This window comes from Paenibacillus uliginis N3/975, assembly GCF_900177425.1.
GTDB classification, from domain to species: domain Bacteria; phylum Bacillota; class Bacilli; order Paenibacillales; family Paenibacillaceae; genus Paenibacillus_AQ; species Paenibacillus_AQ uliginis.
On record NZ_LT840184.1, the window covers coordinates 5793212 to 5807365 of the forward strand.

11 protein-coding genes are annotated in these 14154 nt (G+C 47.8%); 2 read left to right on the forward strand and 9 right to left on the reverse strand.

Annotated elements, in window-relative coordinates; genetic code table 11:
* Nucleotides 1-14: 14 nt before the first annotated feature.
* From B9N86_RS27040 to B9N86_RS27075, 8 genes are all read right to left on the reverse strand, one after another.
* Entirely contained in the window at nucleotides 15-917 is a 903-nt protein-coding gene (locus B9N86_RS27040) for a Gfo/Idh/MocA family protein (protein WP_208916142.1), read from the reverse strand.
* On the reverse strand, nucleotides 914-1852 hold the full coding sequence (gene sdaAA, locus B9N86_RS27045; RefSeq protein ID WP_208916143.1) for an L-serine ammonia-lyase, iron-sulfur-dependent, subunit alpha: 939 nt from the start codon (nucleotides 1850-1852) through the stop codon (nucleotides 914-916). Before sdaAA ends, B9N86_RS27040 begins: the two co-directional genes overlap by 4 nt.
* Nucleotides 1849-2535, reverse strand: a complete 687-nt coding sequence (gene sdaAB, locus B9N86_RS27050; protein WP_208916144.1) for an L-serine ammonia-lyase, iron-sulfur-dependent subunit beta — start codon at nucleotides 2533-2535, stop codon at nucleotides 1849-1851. Before sdaAB ends, sdaAA begins: the two co-directional genes overlap by 4 nt.
* Nucleotides 2536-2576: 41 nt before the next feature.
* The gene (locus B9N86_RS27055) at nucleotides 2577-3644 is read right to left on the reverse strand and encodes a dihydrodipicolinate synthase family protein (protein ID WP_208916145.1); all 1068 of its coding nucleotides are present in this window, start codon (nucleotides 3642-3644) and stop codon (nucleotides 2577-2579) included.
* Complete coding sequence (locus B9N86_RS27060; RefSeq protein ID WP_208916146.1) at nucleotides 3645-4661, reverse strand: NAD-dependent epimerase/dehydratase family protein; 1017 nt, start codon at nucleotides 4659-4661, stop codon at nucleotides 3645-3647.
* Between the two features lie 165 nt (nucleotides 4662-4826).
* A complete protein-coding gene (locus B9N86_RS27065; RefSeq protein WP_208916147.1) occupies nucleotides 4827-6164 on the reverse strand; it encodes a hypothetical protein in 1338 nt (445 codons plus the stop codon).
* A gap of 272 nt (nucleotides 6165-6436) precedes the next feature.
* Nucleotides 6437-7423: a 3-oxoacyl-[acyl-carrier-protein] synthase III C-terminal domain-containing protein gene (locus tag B9N86_RS27070; RefSeq protein ID WP_208916148.1), complete on the reverse strand. Its 987-nt coding sequence runs from the start codon at nucleotides 7421-7423 to the stop codon at nucleotides 6437-6439.
* 25 nt (nucleotides 7424-7448) lie between these two features.
* Nucleotides 7449-7799, reverse strand: a complete 351-nt coding sequence (locus tag B9N86_RS27075; protein ID WP_208916149.1) for a hypothetical protein — start codon at nucleotides 7797-7799, stop codon at nucleotides 7449-7451.
* 264 nt (nucleotides 7800-8063) lie between these two features.
* Here B9N86_RS27075 and B9N86_RS27080 point away from each other — a divergent pair, with 264 nt between their 5' ends.
* Nucleotides 8064-8936 (forward strand): AraC family transcriptional regulator, encoded by an 873-nt coding sequence (locus B9N86_RS27080; protein ID WP_208916150.1) that lies wholly within the window; start codon nucleotides 8064-8066, stop codon nucleotides 8934-8936.
* A gap of 378 nt (nucleotides 8937-9314) precedes the next feature.
* Complete coding sequence (locus tag B9N86_RS27085) at nucleotides 9315-12077, forward strand: S-layer homology domain-containing protein (protein WP_208916151.1); 2763 nt, start codon at nucleotides 9315-9317, stop codon at nucleotides 12075-12077.
* A 154-nt stretch (nucleotides 12078-12231) separates the two neighbouring features.
* On the opposite strand, the gene B9N86_RS27090 is transcribed toward B9N86_RS27085, so the two are convergent.
* Nucleotides 12232-14040, reverse strand: coding sequence for a LamG-like jellyroll fold domain-containing protein (locus B9N86_RS27090; RefSeq protein WP_208916152.1), 1809 nt, complete (start codon nucleotides 14038-14040; stop codon nucleotides 12232-12234).
* Nucleotides 14041-14154: the final 114 nt, after the last annotated feature.

Sequence of the window (14154 nt, forward strand, 5' to 3'; positions counted from 1 at the left end):
TTCATCTACATGACTTATAGTTTTACAGTGCAGCCCGTTGTTCTGCTCTCTTCCGCAGCCTCAAGGAATCGAATAATTTCAACGGATTGCTCGAACGGAAGAACCGTCTTTCCGGATGCAAACATTGGCATAACCTGCTCCAGCAGATCCGCATAGAACGGTTTGCCAGACGCCGCAGCATCCACGTAGTCACTTCCGGTCGTACGGTGAATCAAAGCACCGAACATAAAATTACCACCGCGGTTTCCGCGTACCGTGCCGATTCGTCCGTCATCCCAGGTTCCCGTAATCAGCTCATGGACTTCAGTAGAAGACACAATTACCTCCCGGCAGCCCGGTCCCATGATGGCAAAGAGCATTTCCGCTGCATGAATTCCATACCAAAAATAATAAGATTGAGTACTTTCTACTTCCATCGGACCATGAACATCCGCTCCGATAACATTGCCCTTCCCTTCACGGTCAAGCTCCTGAGTCAAGCTGACCGCATACCGAAGAGAAGAGGAACTCATGACCGGAACGCCGTGCCTTGCGGCAATTGCGCCGATCTCTTCCGCTTCGGATGATTGCAGTGCCAATGGCTTATCTATAAATACAGGCTTTCCGTAAGGAGCTATCTTTCGAAACAAGTCTAGATGCACCCGGCCGTCAGCTGACAGCAGCATGAGGGCATCACAGTGCTCTGCGACCTCCTCCGGTGTATCCATAATCCGAACACCGTATTTCTGCTTGATATCTTCCGTAAAGCCGTTAACCCGTGAAATACTTAGTGAGAAATCCGGTGATCCGCCCGGATATGCCGCAACGACACGGGCCCCCGGAACATGGTAAGCATCTTCTGTATCATGCAGTAACCGTGTAAATGCCAGGGCATGTGAGGTATCAAGACCAATCAAGCCAATCCGGAGTGAGTTCATTTCGACTCATCCTCCTTCTTCTTGGTGCTCTTGGCGCCTTTCTCCTTCACGTTCTTGCCGTCCTTGCCGTACAGATCCTTTAAAATCTTTTTTCCTGTAGGAGTCTGCGCAAGTCCGCCCTTAGCCGTTTCCCTATGTTTAGCAGGCATCGCCGTTCCGACCTCAAGCATAACCCCAACCACTTCATCGGACGGAATAACGCTGCGGACGCCAGCAAGCGCCATATCTGCAGCAGCAAGTGCCGTTACAGCACCAAAGCCGTTTCGAACAATACACGGAATTTCTACAAGCCCGCCTACTGGATCACAAATCAGCCCGAGGGAATTTTTAAGAGCCAGACCGACAGCGTGCACCGCCTGCTCCGGTGTTCCGCCTCTCAGCTCCGTGAGCGCACCGGCTGCCATGCCGATGGCTGAACCAACCTCAGCCTGACAGCCGCCCTCGGCACCGGATATGAACGAATTGTTCGCGATGACATATCCAATAGCACCAGCACTGAACAACCCCATGACGAGATGCTCATCTTCCCAAGCGAACCTTTCCTGTGCACTGACAAAAACGCCAGGTATGATGCCGCATGACCCAGCCGTCGGTGTGGCTACAATACGACCCATAGAGGCGTTCACTTCAGATACGGACAAAGCATAAGCCATCGCGGTACAGGCTTCTGTTCCAAGGGAAGAAACGCCTCCTAGCATATACTCGTTGACACGCACCGCGTCACCGCCGGTTAAACCGCTCCGAGACAGAACAGGCTCATGGATTCCACGATGAACCGCTTCTTTCATGATGTTGTAATAGTCTGCCATCATCTTGAAAGTTTCCTCTTCACTCTTCCCGGTCTCCTTAGCCTGCTCACGGAGCATCAGCTGTCCGATCGTGACCCCGTCCTCGCGGCAGCATTCCGTCAGCTGCTGTAATGTAGAGAACTTCATTCTGTAACCTCCTCTGACGTCAAATCCGCAAATACGACACGATGGACATTGCCCAATCCGCGAATATGCTCCATGAGACCATGAGGCACCGCTTCATCCGTCTCCAAGACCGTAACAGCTTCCCCGCCTCTGCCTTTGCGGTCTACGTCCATATATCCGATGTTTACGCCTCCACCGTCCAATATTCGGGTGATATGAGCGACCATTCCCGGCGTGTCCTTATGAAATACGACCAATACCGGATAGTTCATCGTAAATTTCACATCAAAACCGTTAACACCCAAAATCTCAACATTGCCGCCTCCGATGGAAGCACCGGCAACAACATCTTCCCGGCCTTCCTTATCTTTCAGCTTCAACATCACCGTATTCGGGTGAAAAGCAACATTCTGAGCCGTCTTGAATGTGAGAGCCATTCCTGCAGCTTCTGCAAGATCGATTGAATTTCGAATGCGCATATCATCTGTAGCAAAATCCATCAAACCGCCAACGACCGCCAGATCGGTCCCGTGTCCACGATAGGTCTCGGCAAAAGAACCATAGAACACGATCTCCGCTTGTTCGGGAAACGCTCCAAAAATGCGCCGCGCTGCCCTGCCTATTCGCACAGCGCCCGCTGTATGGGAGCTGGACGGACCTACCATACTCGGTCCAATAATTGAAAACACATCTTTAAAACGCACAAGCGTTTCCCCCGTTCATCAAATTATTACAGCTAAACTATTTATTCAGCCAGCCACTTTTCCAAATGCTCTTTAACAAAATCATCATCGTTGAGATGAGGATAATCTCTGTACACACGGTCAATCTCTTCTGACTGTCCCGGTGACAATGTTTCATTCGGGTTCAAACACCAGGTACCTTCGAGCAGTCCCTGGCGACGAAGAACTTCATGAATACCCGGAATGCATCCGTGGAATTGGTGCGCCGGATCAAAGAAAGCCGCATTGCAATCCGTAACCTCAACGTTTCGTGTCAGCCATTCCGGAGGGATAGCCCCTCTGCGTACCTGCTTGATCTCCTCCAGCTGCTCTACCGCTTTACGGGTCCAGACGGCCCAGTGACCGAGCAGACCTCCGATCATCGGCTTTTCAACGATTTTACCGTCCACATTGAAACGGTAAGTTGTGAGCAGGTCATTGATGATATTATCATCATTACCCGTATAAAGGGAAATTTCATCCCTCCGGCTAGAATAACAAACCGCACGTGCCACATCAATCGTCTGATAACGGTTAAATGGTGCCATCTTTATCGCCACGACATTCGGAATTTCTGCAAATTGGCACCAGAAGTCGAAGCTGAAGATTTTTCCGCCGACGGAAGGCTGCAGATAGAACCCGATTACCGGCATAATGTCTGCAATAACTTTCGTTCTCTTCAAAATGTCCAGCTCACTCATGTCAGCCAGTCCGCCCATACTTAGCAGAGCAGCGTCATATCCAAGATTGCGGGCAATCTGGGCTTCATTCACAGCCTGCTCCGTAGGTCCGCAAACACCAGCTACCATAATATATGGTCTGTCCAGCTTCGCCCGTTCCGTCTCTTCCGCCGCAAGACGAAGTACCGGTTCATACAGATCAATGCCCTTATCACGGATTTCAAATTGAGTGGAGTGTACCCCTACCGCTATGCCGCCTGCACCGGATGCTGCATAATACCGTGACAGAGCCCGCTGACGGCGCTCATCCAGTTTGCGATTACTATCGAGTGCAAGAGGGTGCGCCGGGATAACAAGGCCTTCTGCAAGTGCCTTTGCTTTTTCTGGTGACAATCTGTTTGCTTCAATCACTTAGAATTTCCCCTTTCTCTCTTGGAAATGTGTTGGTTTGTTCCATGTATCTCCGCCGGATTGTATCCACTCTGCCGTCCAATCGATCATTTGCAGCAGCGATACTTTCGGATAACCGAACAGCTGATGGGATTTCGTTGCATTGTTCAGCAGAGCCGTCTCGGATTCCGTGCCCGTGAAATTAACTTCTTTCCCCATACGTTTGGCCAGTTCCTCGGCAGCCCAGCGGATAGACATCGTTTCCGGTCCGGTAATGTTAATGATCTCCGGCGGGTTGCTGCAGTGCTTCAGGCAGCGCAGCGCCATTTCGTTGGCATCTCCCTGCCAGATCACGTTCGCGTGTCCCATTGCAAGATTGATCGGACGATCTTCGTTGATGGATTTAGCCAGCTCCAGCAGAACCCCGTAACGCATGTCAATCGCATAGTTCAGACGGTAGATCGTCATTGGTGTTCCATTTTGATGGGAGAAATACTCGAAGACACGCTCTCTTCCAAGACACGATTGTGCGTACTCACCGAGCGGCTCAGGAGACACAGCTTCATTTACGCCGCCGCTCCCTACTGGTGAAAACGGATACACATTACCTGAGGAGAATACGACGATTTTTGAATTTTTGTATTTCTCAGCCACACGGCCCGGCAGATAAGAGTTCATTGCCCATGTAAAATACTCACGGCCCGTTGTGCCAAACTTGTTACCTGCCATATAAATCACGTTAGCCGCATCCGGCAGCTTCTGCAGCTCTTCATCATTCAATAAATCGCATGAGATCGTTTCGATTCCGGCCTCTTCCAGTTCACGTCTTGCGTCGGCATTGGAGAACCGGGATACACCGATAATCCGTTTATTTAATCCGCCTTCTCTGACAGCATTGGCAGCCAGTCTTGCCAGACTCGGACCCATCTTGCCGCCGACGCCAAGAATCAGGATATCTCCTTCTATCGTACTCAAATCGGCAATCAACTGTTCTGATGGCTCAGCAAGCTTTGCTTCTAATTCCGCAACGGTTTTCATGTCCAATCATCTCCTTCTGATTACGTTTCCTCTTCATCATAACGAGAGAATATATATAAAGACAAATCTTTAAATCGTCTTTAAATAGAAGAATGCTTTTCCGTCACCGGCGGTTATGAGACACCCTTCGTCCACATTCACATTTAGGGACAAAGGGCCACAACATCACAAATCCTTCTGCAAAAAGGTAAACAGGAAAATTTGTCTCGGCCTTCCCCTCGGAACCTTCTCCAGTCCGGATATTTCAACCAGATCATTGTCGATCCAGAGCAGCAGCAGACGGTGAGCACTTCTCACTGTAATGTCCAGCAGATTCGCGAGCTCGTGAACCTTATATTCACATTTACCAAACCGGGCGCGCTGATGAAGCAGCTTGCTCAAATAGGCGCTCGTCATGCCGGCATCCTCCGCACGTTTAATAAGGGCTGCATCGGTAAAGGACAACACATCCTGTACAGGATCTGCCATCTCCAGCGGACCGATGAGCGTGCCGTCTTCACGGACGATAAAGCAGGCGTTCCCCCCCGCTTCCTTCGCCTTTCTCATCGCGATGCGGGCATTCGTGCCGGCAGCACTAGCTGTCCGTCCAAATCCCATGCCTATACTGAGTGAAATACCGTGCGACTTGTTGACGTCCTTGGCGAGAGGAATGGTCTTATACCCCCCGGTTTCCCTCTCAAATATTCCCCGCGTTGTAAAGAACAGATACTCATCACCGCCCATGTGGGTGAGATATCCATCCAGCGATTCTACATAGTCCAGCACCATTCGGTGAATATCCAGCTTCAGCTTCTGAACCTCATGCTCATTGTTCCGTTTCAGAGCTTGTGTGCCGAAATCGTCTACATTAATCATGCCGACCACAATCTGTCCTTCTTTACTCCGACGTGACGCGGTTGACAGCAACGCCCTCTCCAGAGAAACAATGATGTCTTGATCCGAAGGAAGCAGCCATACGTTCGGTATACCTCTGCGGCTCAGCTCATGTGCCGCTGCCTCCATTCCGGTAAAAGCAATCGAGCAATTTCCCGAATTGTAGTTCTCTTCATGAAAGTCGGCGAGTTTATTTTTGGACGTATACGCCGGTCCGTCGTAAATCATACTCTCCACATCCGTAATATCCATATCCTTCAGCGTTCGTCTCACCATGGCTTCGGTCAATGTATCCACAGAGATGCCTCTGTTCAGTTTCCCTGTATGCCGGGCATAAAAAAGCGCTTTATACAATCCGGCATCCGTGACTGGAACATGATGCACAGGTATCGCAATCGTCATCTGTTCTTTAACCTTCCGGTGAGACAACGGATCGGAAAGAATCAGCACCTCCACTTCCCCGCTGATCCGCTCCGCAAGAACTGGGGCTTCATCTTCATGCTGAAATATCAGCGGCACAGGCGCAAATGAAGGAAATGTCTCAATAACCCTCATGATCTTATCCACTATCGTTTGAGGGCCGATAATTCCAATGCGGATCTGTTGGACTACTTTATTTCTATCTGTCATTGAATGCTCACTCCCGCATATTCCCTATTGGGTCGCCACCGTTAACAGGCGGTACCATCTACCTAAATCATACCTCTTCATGCAGATTTATCAAGCTTCAGAAATCAATGATAAGTTGCCTGTTAGTGGTCGCCAGTTTCAATTCCATCACTTTTTGCGGAGCTTCCGGTGTCGTGAGCTCACCGGTTATGATAAGTCTTAATTATCAATTTAGGATAAAATTAAGGCAGTCGCTGGCTTCATGAAGCCAGCGACTGCCTTAATTTATATCTTTAATACTTCCAGAGCATGGCCACCAGCTGAAAACCACAGCCAATGGTCCAGAAACAAACGGTATCACCGCGCTGAATCCGCCCGCTTTCAATGCCTTCATAAAGTGCAATGAACGGACTGCTAGTTCCGGTATATCCAAAGCGGTCACCAACGTAAACAATTTGGGAATCATCCAGTTCAAGATGCTCCTGGATCTTCAGAATATTACCCATGGAAAACTGTGAGAAGCAGTAAGCCTTCACGTCCTGAGCGGTTAAACCATTTCGACTCAGCAGCTTGTCCAGCAGCGTAAAGGTCGGTGGCATTGCCAGATGCCCGTCGAAAGGCAGCCACTGAATCGACTTGCCGTCCGCTTCCTCCTTCACCATCTTTGCCAGTCCCTGTGCCGGATACATAATTTTCTCCGGAAGGATGGAATGTGTGGAGTACTGGCAATCGATTAAGCCCTCTTCCTCTTCACTCTGCTCAAGAATGACAGCACATGCCGCATCTCCATAGTTGGCATACGTGATTTCATCTTCGGAGTTGCAGAGCAATGTATTGTAGTCAGAACCGATAACGAGCGCTCTTTTACAGTCCGGATTACCACTCATGTAACGACTGGCATGGTCAACGGCAACCGTCATCCCAGCACAGTTCGCATTGGAATCCATCACAAGGGCATCAGACTTCCCTTGAATGGCAGCATGCACAAACATCGCATTAGACGGATACGTCGTTTCTGGCACCTGGGTTGAGAACATGATCATATCCATATCTTCTCCGGTCAAACCTGCCTTCGCAAGCACTCTACGCGCAGCTTCGATCCCCATCGTCAGACCATTTTCCGTATCATTGTCGATGACATAACGACTCTCCCGTCCCATGAACTCCAGGAAATTCGTTATATCTTTACCCTTCGCCTTGTAATGAGAAATATAAAATTCATTATCTATCGAATGATTCGGATGATAGATATCGATTGATTTCAACCGAATACGCTGCATATATAACAGCTCCATTCCAATCTGTTTATTTTACGATTACTTCGATATTCGTCAGTCCCGCCATTCGAGCGACACGTCCCAACTGCATCTTTATAATCGATTGTGACTCGGTTACGATAAAGTTCACTTTAGCAAAACCAGTTTCTTTATATCTTGTAAAGGACCCCTGCAATTTATCAACTTCACCGGGTGTCAGCAAATCCATCATTCTGCAGTCCACTTCAAGCAAATACTGTGATGCGTCAATGGATGAAGTCTTAGTCACATAATCATTTACAAAATCCTCATAATCCTGTGCAGTAAATGTACCACTTACCATCATCTCCATGGTCTTCGTTGCTTTATTGATTTCGATGCTGAAAGCTTTCTGGGTCATTTCAATTTCCCTGCCTTTCTCCAATAATGATATATTCCTGCTGTTAACTGCACTCAATATTACTTTATAAGTACAGTTCCCTATAAGGGTATTCCTCTTATTTATCGGACAATTCACGCTCATTCTTAACCTTGTATTGATCATTTTCAACAACCTGCATCCCCTTTGAAGCAAAAAGGATATGACTGCATTTCCTCGAATCTAATGTATAAAGCAACGCGGAACAACAAGCTTACAATCAGCGGCAGGAGGTGCTCATCCGCTATGCGACGCCTTTATATTGATATCGTTCATTCACCGCCGCAGGGACAAATGGACCTGAGTCTACTGTTTTTCGGCAAGGAGGAATGTGTGCCAGGTCACTCCTGGGGACCGGGTCTGCGTGATTCCTACATCCTTCATTACGTCCACAGCGGCTGCGGTGTTTTCACCATACATGATCAGACTTACCGCCTGCATGCAGGACAAGGGTTTCTGATTCCGCCAGGCGTTCTTGTATACTATTGTGCCGATGAACAAGATCCGTGGACATACTCCTGGTTCGGTTTTCGGGGACTTCATGCAAAGTCCCTTCTGCAAAGATCACATTTGTCATCACATCATCCTATCTTTCAGGTTGCCTACATGAGCAAAACCGAAGCCACGGAGAGGGGGTCTGTTACCGGATTCGAAACTTATCATGATGAACTGATGGCAGCCCGCGAGGAAAGAAGCCGTGATGTGCTCAGCCTGAGTATCCTGTACCGGTTAATGGCCGAGTTAATTCAGAGTTCTCCGGAAGCGCTGGCACAGCCTAAGCCCTCGGTTTCAAAGGAAGCCTATGTACGGCAAGCCATTGAATTTATCGAGAATAATTACAGCCAGAGGATCAGCGTTATGGACATCGCACGCTCCGTCGGGCTGGACCGGACCTACTTGTCAGGCCTCTTCAAATCGCAGTTCGGCTTGTCCCTTCAGACATTTTTGCTGGAATACCGGATGAACCGTGCAGCTGAGTTGCTGCAGAACAAGGAGCTGTCGATCAGTGATATTTCAAGATCCGTCGGATACATTGATCCGTTTCTCTTCTCAAAAATGTTCAAAAAAGTGACCGGCTTATCGCCTCGCCATATGAGAAATGGAGAGAGATATAAATAAAAAATCACCCCATCCATCGATTGGAGTGATTCATGACATGTATGCTTAAGCAGATTAATATTTCAGGACTTACCGACAAATCGGGTGGTTAGTGAGGAGCGACTCGATCTAAAATGGGATTTTTTCACTCTCGGCGTACGGGAACGCCGGGGGTTATTTTTTTGGAAGATTAATTATTGACCGTGGAAAGTTACTATATTATGAATTATTTGGTGAAAGTAAAACCTTCTACTCCTTTTAACCGATAAATAATTTGAGAAATAATAGAAAAAGAGAGGGATCAGATTGAAAAACGAGGACAGCTATCAGCTGCCCGTTTGGGAAACCGGGAAGCAGAATTCTGAGATGAACAAGAAAATTTCTAGGTGGAGGTCGACAATGAAACGATTAATGGCAGCTCTGTTAAGCCTTATGTTAATCCTCACGGCTCATTCAGGTTCGGTGCAAGCCAAGGGGAATGACATAAGTGCTGTTAGCGAACAGGAATATACACGTATCGGCGAGGATTACGACATTCTTGACGACAACATACTACTGGCGAAAAACGATGGATCCGTATGGACTTGGGTCATAAATAAAGATTCTTTAAAAACTTTAGATTGCTATATAGCTGAAATGTTCCAAATTCCGGGCTTGCAGGATGTGAAGCAATTTAGGTACAAATCGCATGGGGAGAATAGTAGAGCTATTATTAACTACGTTGCGTTAAAAAAGGATGGAACCGTATGGTATTGGGACTCCAAAATCACTGAAACCGACGATACTATTATACATAGTCCTATGAATACTCCTTCGCTTATCAAAGATTTGAATCACGTAACTTCACTCGTCGCCGATTTTTTCGACAGCTCTAACTTCAAGACCTTGTTCGTATTAAAATCAGACGGCTCGGTTTGGAGCTGGGGAAGCGAAATGGGGGGTGCCTCATCGATTCCGATTCAATCGAAGCTGCTTGATGATGTCGCATCCATACGCTCGGCGAACGGTTTCGCATACGCGGTTAAAAAAGATGGTTCGGTTTGGAGATGGAGCACAAGTGAGTACCTTCCGTATAATATCTCTAAAAGCAAAGGTCCAGAGCAGGTCAAGGGTCTTAATGATATCGTCAACATAGAGGTGGGCTCTTATCCAAACTTTGCTTACAAGAAAGACGGCTCGGTCTGGTCCTGGTCGGCGTATAACCCTGCAAGTGTTCCCGAACAATTACATGGAGCAGCAGGCGCACGAAGTATTGTTGAATTTAGCATGATGTTGCAAGATCAATTTATTGATCCCATTTATGCTTTGCGAACGGATGATCAGCTTTGGTCCGTGTACAACGACGATAAAGTGTTCCCCGGGCTTACGGATATCGCCTCCGTACACAATAAGGTCAAGGACAGGTATTCTAAATGGTATTATGCATTGAAAAAGGATCAGACCTTGTGGGCGTGGGAAGATAATATTTATTCCTTGCCAAAGCTTGTTGTGTTCACGAAAGAAACGGCAGCTGGCAATCGCTCGGGGACAGCAACCCAACCAACCGGTAATCGAACTGTAGTAAAAAACCAACCGACGGGTAGTCGTCCTGAAACAACAGACCAACCAACTGCTGGTCGCTCAGAGACTAAAGCTCAACCTGTTATACGGACTTCGCCGGAAATTAGCCTTTTTCCGTTTATCACGATGCTGAAGCCTGGTGAACAACAGACTATTACCGCAAGCAATGTGCTTCCTGGAACCAAGATAACGTACACTATTGGCGATCCAAGCATAGGAACCTTATCGAATGTGAATGGCATACCGATCGTAACCGCGAATAAATCCGGACAAACTATTGTACGGGCAACCGCAACCAGGGCCGGTTTTCCGGACGAGACCGCCTACTTCTTGTTGTATATCGTTGAAGGCAGCATGCTGTCCGATACGTATTTCACTGCCGTCCGGTCTATCCCTGACGCTGACAAGAAGAATTCGGTTATCGTGGAGGGTCTGACTCAAGCGGGAGAGCTTGTGATCACGGCCGCAAGCAGCGAAAAGCCGACTCCCGTTAACGGCCAGCTCCTCATAACGCCCGAACTGATTGACCGCTTAGCCGGCAATGCGTCAAAGGCGAAGTCAGCGGTAAAGCAGGCGCTGTCGGAGAACAGGATTGCGCTTGCGAGAGAGTTAATCGTGAATGCAGAAATTTTGCCCTCGCCCGGACAAAATGAATATATTTTCAAGCTGTACAAGGATAGCTTAGTTGGTCGGAAGGATATCGACTATATTACCGTTCTTGCGGGGGATGCGAAGTTGGTGCTGAATGTTGCGACCGCAGATCGCCTGTTCGATTCGCTTCCGGTGATTGTGATTCGTCTGGTCAAAGAAAATAACGGCGGATATCGCGTACAATTTTCAGATGAACAAGGTCAGGAGCTTCCGAACATATCAAGTAACATCCTGCTCATTCTGCCTGCAAAGCAGACGAATGCGACACATACCAGTGTGTTCTATTCAAATGGAAAAAAGCCGCGGCCGATCGGCGGAAAGTTCAATCCGTCCCAAAACGGCATGGAAGCGGAAATCAACCGTTCCGGGGCGTATTTCGTGGACGAAAATTCCAAGTCGTTTCCTGATGTTGACGATCGAGATCCAGAGCTGCAGCAAGCGGTACAGTTTCTGGCCTCCAAAGGTATCGTTACCGGGAAAGACAATGGCAATTTTGAACCTGATTCCCTGCTCACCCGCGCAGAGTTCACGGCCATGCTTGTAAGAGCTTTTTATGCTTTGGATGAAACGGCGACGGAGAGTTTCTCAGACGTGCATCCGTCGCAATGGCATCATCCATATATCGCTTCATCCGAAAAAAAGCATATCGTCGAAGGTTATCCAGATGGCACGTTTAAGCCGGATCATACGATATCCCGGGAAGAAATGACCGCGATCGGCGCAAGATCCCTGCATGAAAAGAAACATTATTTTTACCCTACGAATACAGAGGATTACCTGAACCAATTCGTGGACAAAGAAACGATATCCAATTGGGCCAAGCCAACGATGTCCTTGGCTGTGAAGCAGCGCTTGATCGATGTTCCCGCTGATAAACGGATTAAAGCTCGCGAGGCTGTCACGCGCGGGGAAGCTGCCCGAATGCTGTACCGGCTTTATTTGCAGCTTTGACCACAGGCCCGAAAAAACGGAAAGAAAATAAAGAAGCACAGATAATTACAGAAAAAAATGCCCTCCCGACTTCCATAGGAAAGCGGGAGGGCGTTTATATATACTTCACGTATTAGTCAGGAGACACAGGACTTAGCCGCTCTATCTGACTCAATTATTTCAAGAAATCCTTCTTGTCCAGGGCACGATCCACAAGGCGAACCTCACTGATCCATCCGTTGAATACGCCGTCCAATTTATTAGCGTAATGACTTGCACCGACCATCCATGGCTGGTCAACTGAAGCGAGTCCGTAAGCTCTTGTGTCTGGGTTTCGCAGAACCTCGACACCATCAATATACATTGTGGTCGAAGTCCGATCATTCACAATCGAGATATGATGCCAGTTGTCATCCATCTCCCAGGACCAGTTAGTCTGCTCGCTGTCGTAATTCACAGGATACACAGCCCACTGGATTTCACGCAGGCTGGAGACGGACATCGTAGCCAATGGCGCATCCGCTTCTCCAGCCATTTTTCCGGCATCCTTCCCGGTTCCAAGACGTCCTAAAATGCCCATCCAGGAGTGCTTGTCGCTTTGAAAATCAGGACTGAGCTTCACAATCGCTTCTACGGTATATCCATTCTCAAAGTTTTGTTTATTTAACGGTGCGTTATCCGAGGTCTGCAAATAAGACCCTTTCTCCTGTGTTTTATCACCAAAGAAGCGGATGCCTGAGCGACTTTGCGGATTTTGGGCATTCCCCTTGTACCAGATCAAATCCTCCGCTGCAGCATTGCCTGCATCCTTGCGGTACAGATCGTTTCCTTGATTGGTTAAGTCTCGCACGACGGGGGTTCCGTTACCTGCAACAGCCTGACCCTCAGTGGCGGTACGATTTTCAAAACGCCAGTGTGCCTGCGTACCTTCTACACTCGGAACTTCCTTGTCAACTTGAATGGCTGGCTGGAATCCGGAAAACCGCTCTTCAAAATCCATGGAAATGGTAAAATCATTAAAATCATCGACCAGCTTTTCCTCATCAAAAATCGTTCTTTGGCTCTCCGGCATCTTCATCACCCAAGGGGAGAACGATTCGACATGAATGCGGTTTTTGGCCATATCGAATTCTAGCGTTCTCATCAATCCGTTGCCACCGTGAAAAGCACTTTGGTAATCCACGACCATCATGACCACATCGTTGCCCTTGTCATTCTTCATTACCTTATGAGCATAGCCGTGATGATGACCGTTGACCGTTAAGAAAATCTGATCATTCTTCTTGATCAGCGTGTCCCACAAGTACTGACCATGGTCAGTCATGACCGCTTTCTTCTTATCACCCGATATGTTAAGCAATTGGTGAGTAAATAGCATAACCGGATAGTCTGGATGCTTGTCGATAACCTCCTGAGCCCACTTCAAAGATTCCTCAGACGCTCTCCAATCCAGGAACAGAGTAATATATTTCTTGCCCGCCCCTTCAAATATGTAGTAGGAGTTAAAACCATTCTCCGAGTGACCGCCAAAGCCCGGAATCGACTTCATCCTTCCGGCAGAAAAATAGTTCAAAAATGGCTCATTCTTCAGATCACGTTCATTATCTTTTTGGCTCGGATCCAAGACATCATGATTGCCTGCCAGATATCCGTAAGGAATCTTGGCCTTATCTAGAACCTGCATTACCTCATCTGCGTTTTGCCACTCATAGCCTTCGTTAACTCTGTCAACTATATCCCCCAGATGCGAGGTGAATACGATGTTCTCCTGTTCAGCATTTTTCTTGACCCATTGTGTCTGCGACATAGAGATTTCATTTTTATAACGAGCATATTTTTGCGTATCCGGCAAAATAGCGACCTTGAAGCTATCGCTCTCCTCTAAAGCACCAGACTTGGCTGTTACCGGGCTGGTGTCTGCGAAAATCCCTATGATCAGCATGGCTGACAACAGGATAGCTAAAGCTCTTCTAAATGGTTTCATTCTGAGTTGTCCCTCCAAAATTAAGATATGGGATAATCTTAGAATTAAAATGTTATCGGAGCATAAACAGAATTGCCGTTTTTGGTTAAACCGGATTTTTAGGTTTTACCCTGT

Coding starts and splice junctions, on each gene's coding strand:
- B9N86_RS27040 (WP_208916142.1), bottom strand. CDS start 917: ATGAACTCACTCCGGATTGGCTTGATTGGTCTTGATACCTCACATGCC.
- sdaAA (WP_208916143.1), bottom strand. CDS start 1,852: ATGAAGTTCTCTACATTACAGCAGCTGACGGAATGCTGCCGCGAGGAC.
- B9N86_RS27060 (WP_208916146.1), bottom strand. CDS start 4,661: ATGAAAACCGTTGCGGAATTAGAAGCAAAGCTTGCTGAGCCATCAGAA.
- B9N86_RS27065 (WP_208916147.1), bottom strand. CDS start 6,164: ATGACAGATAGAAATAAAGTAGTCCAACAGATCCGCATTGGAATTATC.
- B9N86_RS27070 (WP_208916148.1), bottom strand. CDS start 7,423: ATGCAGCGTATTCGGTTGAAATCAATCGATATCTATCATCCGAATCAT.
- B9N86_RS27075 (WP_208916149.1), bottom strand. CDS start 7,799: ATGACCCAGAAAGCTTTCAGCATCGAAATCAATAAAGCAACGAAGACC.
- B9N86_RS27080 (WP_208916150.1), top strand. CDS start 8,064: ATGCGACGCCTTTATATTGATATCGTTCATTCACCGCCGCAGGGACAA.
- B9N86_RS27085 (WP_208916151.1), top strand. CDS start 9,315: ATGAAACGATTAATGGCAGCTCTGTTAAGCCTTATGTTAATCCTCACG.
- B9N86_RS27090 (WP_208916152.1), bottom strand. CDS start 14,040: ATGAAACCATTTAGAAGAGCTTTAGCTATCCTGTTGTCAGCCATGCTG.